Origin of the sequence: Nocardioides speluncae, from assembly GCF_003121585.1 — a bacterium.
GTDB lineage: Bacteria > Actinomycetota > Actinomycetes > Propionibacteriales > Nocardioidaceae > Nocardioides > Nocardioides speluncae.
The window spans coordinates 16,287-31,006 of sequence record NZ_QEOO01000022.1 but is presented as its reverse complement, the minus strand read 5'-3'; the positions used below and the strand labels follow the sequence as shown (position 1 = coordinate 31,006).

General features: G+C 69.7%; 12 protein-coding genes. 10 read left to right on the top strand and 2 right to left on the bottom strand.

Annotation, left to right across the window (positions count from 1 at the left end):
* The first annotated feature begins 14 nt into the window (after positions 1 to 14).
* From glgP to DDV73_RS12385, 4 genes are all read left to right on the top strand, one after another.
* Positions 15 to 2,597 carry an alpha-glucan family phosphorylase gene (gene glgP / locus DDV73_RS12400; protein ID WP_109507565.1) on the top strand — a complete coding sequence of 861 codons (2,583 nt, stop codon included), beginning with the start codon at positions 15 to 17 and terminating at the stop codon, positions 2,595 to 2,597.
* 72 nt (positions 2,598 to 2,669) lie between these two features.
* Positions 2,670 to 3,542 (top strand): alpha/beta fold hydrolase, encoded by an 873-nt coding sequence (locus DDV73_RS12395; RefSeq protein ID WP_109507564.1) that lies wholly within the window; start codon positions 2,670 to 2,672, stop codon positions 3,540 to 3,542.
* 84 nt (positions 3,543 to 3,626) lie between these two features.
* Entirely contained in the window at positions 3,627 to 5,609 is a 1,983-nt protein-coding gene (locus DDV73_RS12390) for a right-handed parallel beta-helix repeat-containing protein (RefSeq protein WP_109507563.1), read from the top strand.
* On the top strand, positions 5,606 to 6,013 hold the full coding sequence (locus DDV73_RS12385) for a hypothetical protein (protein ID WP_109507562.1): 408 nt from the start codon (positions 5,606 to 5,608) through the stop codon (positions 6,011 to 6,013). Before DDV73_RS12390 ends, DDV73_RS12385 begins: the two co-directional genes overlap by 4 nt.
* Before the next feature lie 27 nt (positions 6,014 to 6,040).
* On the opposite strand, the gene DDV73_RS12380 is transcribed toward DDV73_RS12385, so the two are convergent.
* Together DDV73_RS12380 and glgX are read right to left on the bottom strand one after the other, a co-directional pair.
* Positions 6,041 to 6,712, bottom strand: coding sequence for an ion channel (locus DDV73_RS12380; RefSeq protein ID WP_109507561.1), 672 nt, complete (start codon positions 6,710 to 6,712; stop codon positions 6,041 to 6,043).
* Positions 6,713 to 6,746: 34 nt separating this feature from the next.
* The gene (gene glgX / locus DDV73_RS12375) at positions 6,747 to 8,888 is read right to left on the bottom strand and encodes a glycogen debranching protein GlgX (protein WP_109507560.1); all 2,142 of its coding nucleotides are present in this window, start codon (positions 8,886 to 8,888) and stop codon (positions 6,747 to 6,749) included.
* A 140-nt stretch (positions 8,889 to 9,028) separates the two neighbouring features.
* On the opposite strand from glgX, the gene DDV73_RS12370 reads away from it, so the two are divergent.
* From DDV73_RS12370 to DDV73_RS12345, 6 genes are all read left to right on the top strand, one after another.
* On the top strand, positions 9,029 to 10,081 hold the full coding sequence (locus DDV73_RS12370) for a M4 family metallopeptidase (RefSeq protein ID WP_206050839.1): 1,053 nt from the start codon (positions 9,029 to 9,031) through the stop codon (positions 10,079 to 10,081).
* A 168-nt stretch (positions 10,082 to 10,249) separates the two neighbouring features.
* Positions 10,250 to 11,029: an enoyl-CoA hydratase/isomerase family protein gene (locus DDV73_RS12365; protein WP_109507559.1), complete on the top strand. Its 780-nt coding sequence runs from the start codon at positions 10,250 to 10,252 to the stop codon at positions 11,027 to 11,029.
* Between the two features lie 135 nt (positions 11,030 to 11,164).
* The gene (locus tag DDV73_RS12360) at positions 11,165 to 11,479 is read left to right on the top strand and encodes a hypothetical protein (protein WP_109507657.1); all 315 of its coding nucleotides are present in this window, start codon (positions 11,165 to 11,167) and stop codon (positions 11,477 to 11,479) included.
* A gap of 128 nt (positions 11,480 to 11,607) precedes the next feature.
* Positions 11,608 to 12,783, top strand: a complete 1,176-nt coding sequence (locus tag DDV73_RS12355; RefSeq protein ID WP_109507558.1) for an Ig-like domain-containing protein — start codon at positions 11,608 to 11,610, stop codon at positions 12,781 to 12,783.
* Positions 12,784 to 12,956: 173 nt separating this feature from the next.
* Positions 12,957 to 13,742, top strand: coding sequence for an electron transfer flavoprotein subunit beta/FixA family protein (locus tag DDV73_RS12350; protein WP_240617262.1), 786 nt, complete (start codon positions 12,957 to 12,959; stop codon positions 13,740 to 13,742).
* A 13-nt stretch (positions 13,743 to 13,755) separates the two neighbouring features.
* The gene (locus tag DDV73_RS12345; RefSeq protein ID WP_109507556.1) at positions 13,756 to 14,718 is read left to right on the top strand and encodes an electron transfer flavoprotein subunit alpha/FixB family protein; all 963 of its coding nucleotides are present in this window, start codon (positions 13,756 to 13,758) and stop codon (positions 14,716 to 14,718) included.
* Positions 14,719 to 14,720: the final 2 nt, after the last annotated feature.

Here is a 14,720-nt window from a genome sequence, read left to right as displayed (position 1 = left end):
TTACGGTCATCCGCGTGCGCGCCATTCGACGTTTCACCGTCCGTCCTGTCCTGCCCGAGAAGCTGACCGCTCTCGGCGATCTGGCGATCAACCTTCGCTGGTCCTGGCACCCCGAGACCCAAGACATCTTCCGGGCCATCGACCCGGAGCTGTGGGAGTCGACCAACCAGGACCCGGTACGGCTGCTCGGGTCGGTCGGTCGCGAGCGGATGGAGGAGCTGGCCGCCGACCGGAAGTTCCTCAAGCTGCTCGACATCGCCCGCACCGACCTCGACGAGTACCTCACGGGCGACCGCTGGTACCAGCGGCACGGCCAGGACGACGGCCCCGCGCCCGCCTCGATCGCCTACTTCTCTCCGGAGTTCGGGATCACCTCGGTGCTGCCGCAGTACTCCGGCGGCCTCGGCATCCTCGCCGGCGACCACCTGAAGTCGGCCTCCGACCTCGGCGTACCCATCGTCGGCGTCGGCCTGCTCTACCGGCACGGCTACTTCCGGCAGATGCTGTCCCGCGAGGGCTGGCAGCAGGAGACCTACCCGGTTCTCGACCCGCACGGCCTGCCGCTGTCGCAGCTGCGCGAGGAGGACGGCTCGGCCGCCCAGGTCGCGATCCCGGTGGCCGGCGGCGGAGAGCTGTGCGCCCGGATCTGGGTTGCCCACGTCGGCCGGGTGCCGCTGCTGCTGCTCGACTCCGACACCGAGGACAACCCCACCCCGCTGCGCGACGTCACCGACCGGCTGTACGGCGGCACCGGCGAGCACCGCCTGCTGCAGGAGCTGCTGCTCGGCGTCGGCGGCGTGAAGGCGCTGCGTGCCCACTCCCGGATCACCGGTGCACCGGCGCCCGAGGTGTTCCACACCAACGAGGGCCACGCCGGCTTCCTCGGCCTGGAGCGGATCCGCGAGCTGACCGTCGCCGAGGGCGGCCCGGGCCTGGACTTCGAGACCGCGCTGGAGGTGTCCCGCGCCGGCACCGTGTTCACTACCCACACTCCGGTCCCGGCCGGCATCGACCGGTTCCCCAAGGAGCTGATCGGCCAGTATTTCGGCGGCAACAGCCCGACGCCGGGCCTTCCGGTCGACAAGGTGCTCGCGCTGGGCGCCGAGGACTTCGACGGTGGCGACCCGGGCGTCTTCAACATGGCGGTGATGGGCTTCCGCCTGGCCCAGCGCGCCAACGGCGTCTCGCAGCTGCACGGCGAGGTGTCGCGCGGCATGTTCAACGGCCTGTGGCGAGGCTTCGACGCGGCGGACGTGCCGATCGGCTCGATCACCAACGGTGTGCACGCCCCGACCTGGGTGGCCCGCGAGGTGTTCGAGCTCGCCGAGAAGCACGGCTCGCCCGACTACCTCGACGACCCGGATGTCTGGCGGGCCGTCGAGAAGGTCTCCTCCGACGAGATCTGGCGTACCAAGCGAGAGCTGCGCGCCCGGCTGGTCGCCGACGCCCGGCGCCGGCTGCGCAAGTCGTGGGAGCAGCGCGGCGCTGCCCCGGCCGAGCTCGGCTGGATCGACAACGCGCTCGACCCCGACGTGCTCACGATCGGCTTCGCGCGCCGGGTGCCGTCGTACAAGCGGCTGACGCTGATGCTGCGCGACCCGGAGCGGCTCAAGCGGCTGCTGCTCCACCCGGAGCGCCCGGTCCAGCTGGTGATCGCCGGCAAGTCGCACCCGGCCGACGACGGCGGCAAGAAGCTGATCCAGGAGATGGTCCGCTTCGCCGACGACCCGGAGGTCCGGCACCGGATCGTGTTCCTGCCCAACTACGACATCGCGATGGCGCTGCCCCTCTACCCCGGCTGCGACGTCTGGCTCAACAATCCGCTGCGCCCCTACGAGGCCTGCGGCACCTCCGGCATGAAGGCGGCGCTGAACGGCGGCCTCAACCTGTCGATCCTCGACGGCTGGTGGGACGAGTGGTACGACGGCAACAACGGCTGGGCGATCCCGTCCGCCGACGGCGTCGACGACACCGACCACCGCGACAACATCGAGGCCACCGCGCTCTACGACCTGATCGAGAACGAGGTCGCGCCGCGGTTCTACGACGTCGACGGGGCCGGGCTTCCGTCCCGCTGGATCGAGATGGTCCGGCACACCCTGCGCTCGCTCGGCCCGAAGGTGCTGGCCAGCCGGATGGTGCAGGACTACGTCCGGCAGCTCTACGTGCCGGCCGCAGAGACCTCGCGGGCGGTCAACCACGACTTCGGCGGCGCCAGCGCGCTCGCGGCCTGGAAGCAGCAGGTGCGGGCCGCCTGGAGCGGCGTCCGGGTCGAGCACGTCGAGTCCTCCGGCGTGGCCGACGACCCCGAGGTGGGCTCGGTGCTCTCCGCGCGGGCGTTCGTCGCGCTCGGCGAGCTCTCGCCCGACGACGTCGACGTCCAGCTGGTGCACGGCACGGTCGCCCACGACGACGACCTGGTCGATACCGAAGTGAGCTCGCTCAAGCTGGCCGAGTCGTACGACGACGGCCGGCACCGCTTCGAGGGCGACGTACCACTGGCTCGCACCGGCCCCTTCGGCTACACCGTCCGGGTGCTGCCGAAGAACCCGCTGCTAGCCTCGCCCGCCGAGCTCGGAGTCGTCGCGCTGCCCTAGTCGCCGTCCGGCGATGAGATTGGGCGGCCGCGCCGGTCTGACCAGAAGAACCCGACGCGGAGGAGACGCCCCATGACGAGCACGACCACCACGACCAACCACACGATCGACGTCCCCGGCGCCGTCGTGGCCTACGACGTGCACGTGCCGGAGACACCCGGTCCGCACCGGCCGGTCATGCTGTTCGGCTCACCGATGGGCGCATCCGGGTTCGAGCAACTGGTCGAGCACCTCGACGACCGGACCGTGATCACCTACGACCCGCGCATGGCCGAGCGCAGCAAGCTCGACGACGGTGGTGAGGTCAGCTTCGAGATCCACGCCGACGACGTCTACCGCGTGGTCGAGGCGACCGGGCTGGGTCAGGTCGACGTGTTCGCGTCCAGCGGCGGCGCGGTCGTCGCGCTGCCATGGCTGCTGGCCCACCCGGAGCAGGTCGGCACAGTCGTCCTCCACGAGCCGCCGTTGACGGCCCTGCTCGAGGACGGACCCGTCCTCGAGCGGATCAACCGGGACATCGTCGAGACCTATCAGCGCAGCGGTCAGGGTCCGGCGATGGCGAAGTTCATGGTGCTGGTCATGCACGACGGCGTGTTCGCCGACGACTTCCTCGACCAGGCGGCGCCACCGCCCGAGCAGTTCGGCTTCTCCAGCGAGGACGACGGCAGCCGCGACGACCCGTTGCTGGGTTACAACATGGCGATTGCGCCGTACCACCCGGACGCCGAGGCGCTCCGCGGGTCGGGTGTGCGGATCGTGCCAGCGGTCGGCGCGACCAGCGGAGCCGGGATGCCGCGACGCGGGGGAGAGGCGCTGGCCGCGCTCCTCGGCATGGAAGCGGTCGAGTTCCCCGGCGACCACGGCGGCTTCGCTGCCAACGAGTGGTCACCTCAGAACGACCCGGCGGCCTTCGCCGCGAAGCTGCGCGAGGTCTTCGCGGGCTGAACTTCGTAACCCACCGCCAGTTGGTCAGTTGTCCAATCAAGGCGGGTGGCTCGGCGCCCGGAACTGCTGGCGATGGGATTGCCGATGTCGCGACGTGTCGTTCCGCTCCGTTCTCTGTCCGCGCTGCTGGCACCCGCCCTGGTCACGCTTCTCGTGGCCGTGGTGGCGCCGGTGCTCCTGCTGTCGACGGCATCGCCGGCGGCGGCCCACATCGAGCGGCCGGCGTACTGGCCGGACCCGGCGCCGGACTGCACGGTCAAGCCCTGCGCCGGCGGCAAGGTGCCCCGGGCGCGCAGCCTGTTCACGGCGCTCGACAAGTCCCGGACCGGTCGCACCCGGGTGGTCTGCCAGGGCCACCGCACCGATCGCCCGGCGGCCAACCCCTCGCTGGGGCGGCTGCAGCGGTCGCTCGCCTACGCCCGTGAGCACGGCTACAAGTTCCGGCCGACCGAGCGGCCGCGGCGGCTGACCGAGAAGCACGCGCGGCAGCTGTGGCGGTTCAACGTCCGGCTGCTCCGAGCCTGCACCTACCACCACATCCAGGCCGCAGTCACCGACTCGGGCAACAACGACCGGGTCGTGGTGCTGCCCGGCGTCTACACCGAGCCGAGGTCACGCGCTTTCAAGACCCACGACCCCGCCTGCGACAAGTACGAGAGCTTCAGCGACTTTCCGCGCACGGCCGGCGCCGCGACGTACAAGTACCACTACTACTGCCCGAACGACGCCAACCTGATCGCGGTGATCGGCCGCAAGCCGGGGACCAAGGCCCCGCCGCAGCCGCCGAGGCTGGACCGTCGCGGGATCCCGGACCTCGGCCCGTGCATCCGCTGCAACCTGCAGCTGGAGGGCTCCGGCCTCGGGTCACAGGACGTCGTCGTCGAGGCGGGCCGGGCAGCGGCCGGCAACGGCGGGCCATCCGGCGTCGGTGCCGCGAAGGACGTCGGGATTGCGGCACAGCGCGCCGACGGGTTCGTGCTCCGCAACGTCACGGTCCGGCACGCGCGCGAGCACGGGATCTACGTGATGGAGACCGACGGCTACCTGCTCGACCGGTTCAGGTCCTTCTACAACGGGCTTTACGGCACCCTGACCTTCGTCTCCGACCACGGCGTGCACCAGACCTGCGAGGCCGCCGGCCACGGCGACTCAGGCGTCTATCCTGGAGCGCCCCCGGAGACCGGCGAGCAGCGAGCGCCGGGCACCAGGTTCCGCTACAACCAGCAGGTACGCCGCTGCGATCTCCACCACAACCTCGCCGGCTACTCGGCGACCAGCGGCAACGCCGTGTGGGTGCACCACAACAACTTCTACGACAATGCGCTCGGCCTGCAGACCGACGTAGTGACCGCAGCCGGCCACCCTGGCTTCCCGGACGACTCCCAGCTCATCGAGCGCAACTACTTCTACTCCAACAACTTCAACCCGTACGCCGCCGACTCGGACGTGAAGCCCGCGTTCCCGTTCCCGGTCGGCACCGGTATGTGGATCGCCGGCGGGAACAACCACCAGGTCCGTAACAACCGGTTCTGGAACAACTGGCGGCGCGGGGTGATGCTGTTCGCCGTACCCGACCTACTGATCTGCGGGCCCGACTCGGGCAACCAGCAGGCCGGGTGCGACCCGCTGATGACCTCGACCTCGCACCGCAACCGGTTCCATCACAATGTGATGGGGCGGGCTCCGGACGGACGCACGCTGCGCAACGGCACCGACTTCTGGTGGGACTCCTTCCCGGGCAACCAGGCCAACTGCTGGTGGGCCAACTCCGGGGTCGGCGGCGCGCCGACCACCTCTCCGCTGCTGCTGCCTGACTGCTTCGGTGGCACCAACCCGGCGCTCAGCCTGGGCATCGGCGACGTGGTCAACCAGGGCGAGCTGATCTCGTGTCTGCTCGCCTTCGAGGCCGACGGCGCGGAGCCGCTGTGCCCGTGGTTCACGTCGCCGCCGCGACCCGGCGCTCGGGCCGCCGCGGTCGATGACCGGGAGGCCGAGGCCTTCCGGGAGACGTTCACCAGGTTTTGCGAGGTGTACGCCGAGGCGGCGACCTGCCGGGAGACCCGGTGAGACGGCTCGCCGTCGCCGCGCTGATCGGCCTGGTGCTGCTCGCCGGCGCCTGGCAGGTCCGCGGCGCGGGTGCGGAGGAGGCCCGTCGCGGCGACGGCCTGGCCGGGCTGCACGCGCAGGCGGAGCAGGCGGCAGCGGCGCCGTCGTACGCCGAGATGCAGGTGATGGTCTGTCAGGACTGGCGCGACGCCGCACCGGTGCGCCGCCGCGTGATCGTCTCGGCGCTGCGCAGCGTGCTCGGCGGCGAGATCACCGGCATCGGGTTCTCGGGCCGGGCCCGGGTGCTCGCCGACGACCACGCGGTGCGGCTCTTCGACGCCCACTGCGGCCACGACTACGCGCGCCACTTCCTGCTCTACAAGCTCTACGGGCAGGCGTCCGGCTTCGCCGGAGTCGCTTCCTGAGCCCGCTCGTCGCAGGCGCGGTGCTGGTCAATCGGATCCGCTCGGTGGCCTGAGCGTCAGCCCGGTGATACGGGCGACCACCAGCGCCAGGTAGAGCATCCCGACGATCTGCTCGATCATCACCACAGACCGCGCGTGCGGCCGGACCGGGACGATGTCGGACAGTCCGGTGCTGGTCAGCGTGGTGACCGACAGGAAAAGCAGGTCCATCCAGGTCCGCTGGTCGGCCGGGTCGACCGCGGCGGTGAAGGAGTCGGGCCAGATCAGCTGGGTCGCGGCGTACAGGTAGGCCCACGCCCAGGCCAGCACGGTGAAGGTCGCCCCCGTGGCGAACAGCTCGTCGACCGTGATCACCGCATCGGCGAACATGTACCGGATCAGCGCGAACCCTGTGTAGAGATAGAACGCCGCGTGGACCACCGCCGACCACAGCGCGATCGTCTCGTGGTGCGGGTAGACGCCCTCCAGCACCGTGAGTACGACGAGCGGCACGCCCAGCACGATCGAGATCCACGTCAGTGCCGGCGTCAGCCGGACCGCGGCCACCGCCAGGCCCAGGACCAGCAGCCCGATCAACCCGAACAGCGCTCGCCCGAGCGACTGGTCGCCGAGGAACGGGTAGACGACGATGCTCACGATCTGCACGGCCAGGAGCACGCCGCACGGGTGCCGTCGCGCGGTCTGGAACCAGTTGCTCACCGCAGCAGGCTAAGGGTCACGACCAACCTCCCGGCTAAGCCGCGCGCAGGACAAGCACCGACCGGGCGTCCAGCTCCAGCTGCTGGCCGGCGGTGATCAGGGTGCCGGCGGGGAGCTTCGGGTCGGTCGACAGTGCAACCTCGCCGGTGTGCACCCAGTCGTTCGCGGGGAGGGTGAGGGTGGCTGGCTGGGCGTCGGCGTTCAGCCAGATCACGAACGACTTGTCACGCTGCTGCTCGCCGCGCGGGCCGGGGGAGCGCAGCGGCGCGCCGGAGACGAACATGCCGAGCACCTGCAGCCCCTCGTCGTACCAGTCGTCGCCGGTCATCTCCCGACCGGTCGGGTGCAGCCAGGCCAGGTCCTTCGGTCCGCCCTCGATCGCCGGCCGGCCCTCGAACCAGTGCCGCTGCCGCAGCGCGGGGTGCTCGCGGCGCAGCCGGAGCGCGGTCTTGGTGATCTCGTAGACGTCCAGCCAGGCGTCGTCGGGCCGCCAGTCGATCCAGGAGGTCTCGTTGTCCTGGCAGAACGGGTTGTTGTTGCCGCGCTGGGTGCGGCCGCGCTCGTCGCCCGCGGTGATCATGGGTACGCCGTTGGCCAGGCACAGCGTCGCCATCAGGTTGGCCGCCTGCCGGTGCCGCAGCGCCACGATCTCCTGGTCCTCGGTGTCGCCCTCGACTCCACAGTTCCAGGACCGGTTGTTGTCGGTGCCGTCGCGGTTCTCCTCGCCGTTGGCCTCGTTGTGCTTCTGCTCGTAGGAGACCAGGTCGCGCAGCGTGAATCCGTCGTGGGCGGTGACGAAGTTGACCGAGGCGTACGGCGCGCGGCCGTCGTCGGCGTACAGGTCCGAGGAGCCGGCCAGCCGGGTCGCGACGGTGCGGATACCGGAGGTCTGGCCGCGCCAGAAGTCGCGCATGGTGTCGCGGAACTGGTCGTTCCACTCCACCCACGGCGGCGGGAACTCGCCGACCCGGTAGCCCTCCATCGACACGTCCCACGGCTCGGCGATCAGCTTGACGTTGCGCAGCACCGGGTCCTGCCCGATCGCGGTCAGCAGATGGCTCTCCATGCTGATCTCGTGGTCGACGCGGGTCAGCGCCGAGGCCAGGTCGAACCGGAAGCCGTCGACGTGCATCTCGGTGACCCAGTAGCGCAGCGAGTCGAGGATCAGCCGCAGCATGGCCGGCGTACCGGCGTTGACGGTGTTGCCGCAGCCGGTCACGTCCCAGTAGGAGTCGTCGAACGGCTCGCCCGCGCTCTTGAGATGCGACCGGTGGTAGTAGGCACGGTCGTCGAGCCCGCGGAACGACAGCGTCGGCCCGGTCGGCCCCGACTCGGCGGTGTGGTTGTAGACGACGTCGAGCAGTACCTCGAGACCGGCGGCGTGGAACGCCTTCACCATCTGCTTGAACTCGGTGACCTGCTGGCCGCGGTCGCCGGTCGACGAGTAGCCGTTGTGAGGCGCGAAGTAGCCGATCGAGTTGTAGCCCCAGTAGTTGACCAGGCCTCGCTCGGCGAGCGACGGCTCGCTGAGGAACTGGTGGACCGGCAGCAGCTCGACCGCGGTCACCCCGAGGTCGCGCAGGTAGTCGGTGACCGCGGGCGTGGCCAGCCCGGCGTAGGTCCCGCGCAGCTCCTCAGGCACCCGGTCGTGGAGCGCGGTCATCCCCTTGACGTGCATCTCGTAGATCACGGTGTCGCGCCACCGGCGCCGGATCGGCTGCTCGCCACCCCAGTCGAACTCGTCGTGCACCACGACGCTGCGCGGGACGTACGGCGCGGAGTCGGTCCGCTCGAGCTGCTCCGGGGCGTCCCACTGGTAGCCGTAGCCGGCCGGGTCGAGGGTCAGCGTCCCGGAGACCGCCCGGGCGTAGGGGTCGAGCAGCAGTTTGGACTCGTTGAACCGCAGCCCGTGCTCCGGCTGCCACGGCCCGGCCGCCCGGAAGCCGTACTGGGTGCCGGGCGCGATGCCCGGCAGCTCGCCGTGCCAGATCCCGAGGGAGACCTCGGTGAGGGAGTGTCTGGTCTCCACCCCTGCATCGTCGAAGACGCAGACCCAGACCGCGGTCGCCGCTGGTGCGTGGACGGCGAAGTTCGTCGACTCCGCTGACCAGGTCGCGCCCATCGGGTAGTGGCGGCCCGGCCAGACCGGCAGCGTCTCACCGTCGGATTTCCACATTCGTCGGTCCCTCTCCGAAGATTTCTCTGGAAACGCTAGAAATACCGACGGCGCCGCCTGATCATGAGCGGGTGCCGGCCAGTGGGGGCCGTCACATGCGAAGCCCACCAGAGGAGAGCGCCGTGCGTTCATTTCGTGTCTTGACCATAGGGGTTGCCACCGTCAGCGCAGCCGCGGTGTGCGCCGCCGGGCCGACCGGTGCGGCGCCGTTCACCGCCGACAAGCCCGGCAGCGGCTCGTCGACCGGCACCGGCACGGTGTTCATGGTCAACCCGGTCCAGTCGAGCGGTGACCAGACCCTCCAGGACCAGAAGGACGCCGCGTCCGCGGTCCCGGCGTCGGCGTACACCACCGTTCAGCTCCGCAACCTCGACGGGTCCGGCAATCTCGTCGGCAAGTGGGCCCAGATCCAGTCGAGCACCGGTACACCGGCGTACTCCTCGACCAACACGTTCAACTACAACCGGAAGGATGACCAGTTCGAGCAGGTGATGGGCTACTTCTGGGTGAACGAGACTCAGGAGTACTTCCAGTCGCTGGGCTTCCGCAGCACGCTGCCCGGGATCCTGGAGGAGTCGTTCCACGTCAAGATCAACCAGTACGGCGGCGACAACTCCTACCAGACCGACAAGCCGTTCCGGATCCGGCTCGGCAAGGGGGGCGTGGACGATGCCGAGGACGCCGAGGTGATCATGCACGAGTACGGCCACGCGGTGCATGCCGACCAGGTACCCGGGTACGGCGGCAGCCTGGACGCCGGCGCGATCGGTGAGTCGTTCGGCGACTACCTGGCCGTCACTGTCGGCCTCAACGCCGCCGACCGGTACGGCTGGCCGGTCGGTGCCGAGGAGGCGTGCCCGATGGACTGGGACGCGACGTCGTACACGGCTGCGCCGCACTGCATCCGCCGCTTCGACCTCAACATCACCGTTGCCACCCGACGGAACCAGGTTCACTACGACGGCCAGATCTGGAGCCAGGCCCTGTGGGAGATCCGGCAGGGCTACGGCGCGCTCGGGCTGAGCATCGAGGACTGGGACACGACCTACATCGACTCCCAGTTCGACTACGCGGCGGACACCTCCTTCTCGGACGCGGCCAAGGCGACGTACCAGAACGCGCTGGCGCGTGACGGCCAGGCCGCGGCCAACCTGGTCAAGGCTCGGTTCGCGGCCCGCGGCATCACCTTCTGAGCCGGCTGCAGGATTCCCCGGGCGCCCGGGGAATCCTGCGCCTGGCCGGCACTGCAGCGCCTGCCAGGTGCATGAGCTGCCTGCCAGGTCGCGGTCTGTCGACCCCGCACAATCCCGCTAGGCTCTGGCCCGACGTGTAGTTGCGGCCGACAACATTGAGGAGCAGGCGTGGGCGAGTTCGTGAACCTTGAGGTAGCCGACGGGGTCGGGACGATCCGGCTCGACCGGCCCAAGATGAACGCACTCAACGTGCAGGTGCAGGAGGAGATCCGCGCCGCGGCCATCGAGGCGACCGAGCGCGACGACGTCAAGGCGGTCGTGATCTACGGCGGCGAGCGGGTGTTCGCGGCTGGCGCGGACATCAAGGAGATGCTCGACATGTCCTACACCGACATGGCCGATCGCTCCGGGCCGCTGCAGTCCTCGCTGGGCGCGGTGGCCGCGATCCCGAAGCCCGTGGTCGCCGCGGTCACCGGCTATGCCCTCGGCGGTGGCTGCGAGCTGGCGCTGTGCGCCGACATCCGGATCGCCGCCGACAACGCCACCCTCGGCCAGCCCGAGATCCTGCTCGGGATCATCCCGGGCGCCGGCGGCACCCAGCGGCTGACCCGCCTGGTCGGGCCGAGCAAGGCCAAGGACCTGATCTTCACCGGCCGGTTCGTCAAGGCCGACGAGGCGCTGGCCATCGGCCTGGTCGACCGCGTCGTACCCGCCGACCAGGTGTACGACGAAGCCGTGGCCTGGGCAAAGCAGTTCGCCGGTGCCGCGACGTACGCCGTCCGCGCGGCGAAGGAGGCCATCGACCGCGGGCTCGAGGTCGACCTGGAGACCGGGCTGGAGATCGAGCGGCTGCAGTTCGCTGCGCTGTTCGCGACCGAGGACCGCCGGATCGGTATGTCCTCGTTCGCGGAGAACGGGCCGGGCAAGGCGAAGTTCGAGGGCAGATGATCCCGTAACCCGGGCGCGTCTGAATCGATAACCTAAGAACTGGGAGAGCCGGTCCCGCTGTCTGGGCGTGGCCGGAGACGAGAAGAGGCAGCTGTGGCTGACGAGAAGACCGACGAGAAGCATGCCAAGGAGAGGATGGCGATCCCGCTGGACGACATCCGTAACCGAATCGCGCAGGTCGTGTGGTTCGTATGCGTGGCGGCGGCGCTGCTGTTGGCGGTGGGCGCGCTCTGCATCGCGCTGAAGGCCAACCAGAACAACAGCCTGGTCGAGTTCGTGCTCGACTGGGCCGATCGCGTCGACCTCGGCGTGTTCTCCCGGGTGAACGGTGTCTGGGAGGCGGACGCGGGCAAGAACGAAGCGATCAAGAACGCCCTGGTCAACTGGGGTCTCGGTGCCATCGTGTGGCTGGTGATCGGCCGGTTCGCGGACCGCGTCATCCGGCCTTAGACCCCGGCCTGGCTCCGGGATTTTCTAGAACTCGTTCCACTCGTTTGGCCCGGTGTGATTAGGTCGGCTCACCGTGAGTCGCGCTGAGGGAGCGCGGCCCGGTTCTGCACGCTTGGAGGGAGCGAAGCATGAGCCTGCGCACACGCTTGTCAACGAGGGTCGCCGCAGTGGCGGTCGCCGCCCTGGCCGGTGCCGGCCTGACGGTCGGCCTCACTACCGCACCCGCGGGAGCAGCCAGCGGCACCATCACCTACACCTGTACGACGGCACTCGGCGCCAGCGACATGGCGGTGACCCTGGACAGCACCCTGCCGGCCCAGATGGCACCCGGCGCGACCGCGAACTACGACCTCGCCGCGGGCGTCACCGTGCCCGAGGGCCTGGTCAACGCGGCGCGTGACGTTCTGCAGGCCGCGACTGTCGAGGGCAGCGTGGCGGCGACCGGTGACATCAACGGCGCACCGGTGACCGGCAACCTGGCCATCCCGGTGACGAACCTGCCCGCGTCCGGGTCGCTGCCGCTGGCGGCGAACGGCACCGGCGGCCAAGTGGCGCCGACCGCCCCGGGCTCGCTGGTGCTCAAGGCCGGTAACTTCACCGCCGACCTGATCTTCAAGAAGGCAGACGGGTCGCAGGCGTACTTCATCGACGACATGCCGTGCGTCGTCAAGGCGGCCACGCCGGCGCAGAACACCACGGTCGACACGGTCAAGGTGGTGGCCCCGTCTACCACCACGCTGGCGCTCGCGCGCAGCACCGCGGCGTACGGCCAGGCGACCACGGCGACGGCCACGGTGAGCTCCGCGTTCACCGCACCGGCCGGCTCGGTCGTGTTCACCGTGGGCGGCAAGACGATCACCAAGGCGATCTCGGCCGGTAAGGCGACCGTGACGTTGCCCACGTTGAACGCCGGGAAGACCTATGCGGTGAAGGCGACGTACAAGCCAGCCAGCAGCGCGCCGTACACGGCCAGCTCGGCGACCAAGTCGCTCAAGGTGGTGGCGGACTCGACCAAGACCACCGCGGTCGCGCCGGACATCAAGAAGGGCGGCAAGGCCCGGGCGGCGGTCACGGTGAAGTCCGCGCACGGCAAGACGGTCACCGGCAAGGTCGAGGCCAAGCTGTTCAAGGGCACCAAGCTGCTCGGCAAGGTCACCGTGGCGCTGAAGGGCGGCAAGGTGACCGTGGTCTTCGGCAAGCCGCTGACCGTCGTCGGCACCGGCTACAAGGTGGTCGTGAAGTACCTGCCGTCGACGAACTTCAAGACCTCGACGGACAGCGACCCGTTCCGGGTCAAGCCGTAGCTCAACGCACGTTTCACAGCGGCCCTGGCGGGATCACGCCGGGGCCGCTGTGTGATTGACTCCACCTGTCGCGCGGTACCGCTCACGGCGTACCCGCCGGTAGCCTCACGACCACACATCGAGTGCACAGGAGGGGCCGCAACGGCCACACCACCATGAACATTGTTGTCTGTGTGAAGCACGTACCCGATTCCACTGCCGACTGGCAGTTCGAGTCGGACAACACCGTCGACCGCGTGAGCGTCGACGGCCTGCTCTCCGAGCTTGACGAGTACGCCGTGGAGCAGGCGCTCCAGGTCAAGGAGAAGCAGGGCGACGCCGCCGAGGTTACGGTGACCGCGCTCAGCGTGGGTCCGGAGAAGGCTGCCGACGCGGTCCGCAAGGCCCTCCAGATGGGTGCCGACAAGGGCGTCCATGTGGTCGATGACGCGATTGCCGGTTCGGACGCCATTGCGACCTCGCTGGTTCTCGCCAAGGCGATCGAGAAGCTCGGCGCCGAGTCGAAGGTCGACCTCGTCGTCTGCGGCATGGCATCGACCGACGGCGGCATGAGCGTCGTCCCGGCGATGCTGGCCGAGCGGCTGGCGCTGCCCCAGGTCACGCTCGCGTCGGTGATCGAGACGCAAGGAGCGCAGGTCCGGATCAAGCGGGACGGAGACGTAGCGACCGAGGTGATCGGTGCGACGCTGCCGATCGTGCTGTCGGTGACCGACCAGTCCGGTGAGGCGCGCTACCCGTCGTTCAAGGGGATCATGGCGGCCAAGAAGAAGCCGTTCGACACCCTGTCGCTGGGCGACATCGGCGTCGACGCCGGCCAGGTCGGCCTGTCGGTCGCGTACTCCGCGGTCGAGGCCACCGAGGCCCGTCCGCCGCGCACCGCCGGCGAGATCGTGACCGACGAGGACGGGTCGGGCGCCAAGGCGCTGGTCGACTTCCTCGCTGGCAAGAAGTTCATCTGAGGAGTCCGCTGATATGACTGAGATTCTGGTACTCGTCGACCACCTCGACGGAGCTGTCCGCAAGCCCGCCTACGAGCTCCTCACCATCGCTCGCCGCCTCGGTACGCCGTCGGCGGTCTTCATCGGTGGCGCCGACAAGGCGGCCGGTGCGGTCGAGTCGCTGAAGAAGTACGGCGCCGAGAAGGTGTATGTCGTCGACGACGCGCAGCTCAAGAGCTACCTGGTGGCCCCGAAGGCCGAGGCGCTTCAGCAGATCGCCGCTCAGGCCTCGCCCGGCGCGATCCTGATCACTTCGTCCGGCGAGGGCAAGGAGATCGCGGGCCGGCTGGCGATCAAGCTCGAGTCGGGCCTGATCACCGACGCCGTCGACGTACAGGCTGGCGACGGTGGCCCGGTCACCACGCAGTCGGTCTTCGCCGGCAGCTACACCGTGCAGGCCAAGGTCACCACCGGCACGCCGATCATCACCGTCAAGCCGAACGCCGCCGCGCCGGAAGAAGTTGCCGGAGCGGGCGCGGTCGAGCAGTTCGCGGCCACCGTGTCCGACGCAGCGAAGGGCGCCCAGATCGTGGCCTCGCAGCCGCGTCAGTCCACCGGTCGTCCCGAGCTCACCGAGGCCGCGATCGTGGTCTCCGGTGGCCGTGGAACCGGCGGTGACTTCAGCGAGGTCGAGTCGCTCGCCGACGCGCTCGGCGGTGCCGTGGGCGCCTCCCGCGCGGCCGTCGACTCGGGCTGGGTGCCGCACTCGACCCAGGTCGGCCAGACCGGCAAGACCGTGTCGCCGCAGCTCTACATCGCCGCCGGCATCTCCGGTGCCATCCAGCACCGCGCCGGCATGCAGACCTCCAAGACGATCGTGGCCATCAACAAGGACGAAGAGGCCCCGATCTTCGAGCTGGTCGACTTCGGTGTCGTCGGCGACCTGAAGGCGGTGCTCCCCGCCGTCACCGAGCAGGTCACCGCCCGCAAGGGCTGACC

Coding starts and splice junctions, on each gene's coding strand:
- DDV73_RS12355 (WP_109507558.1), top strand. CDS start 11,608: ATGAGCCTGCGCACACGCTTGTCAACGAGGGTCGCCGCAGTGGCGGTC.
- DDV73_RS12345 (WP_109507556.1), top strand. CDS start 13,756: ATGACTGAGATTCTGGTACTCGTCGACCACCTCGACGGAGCTGTCCGC.
- DDV73_RS12395 (WP_109507564.1), top strand. CDS start 2,670: ATGACGAGCACGACCACCACGACCAACCACACGATCGACGTCCCCGGC.
- DDV73_RS12390 (WP_109507563.1), top strand. CDS start 3,627: ATGTCGCGACGTGTCGTTCCGCTCCGTTCTCTGTCCGCGCTGCTGGCA.
- DDV73_RS12360 (WP_109507657.1), top strand. CDS start 11,165: ATGGCGATCCCGCTGGACGACATCCGTAACCGAATCGCGCAGGTCGTG.
- glgX (WP_109507560.1), bottom strand. CDS start 8,888: ATGTGGAAATCCGACGGTGAGACGCTGCCGGTCTGGCCGGGCCGCCAC.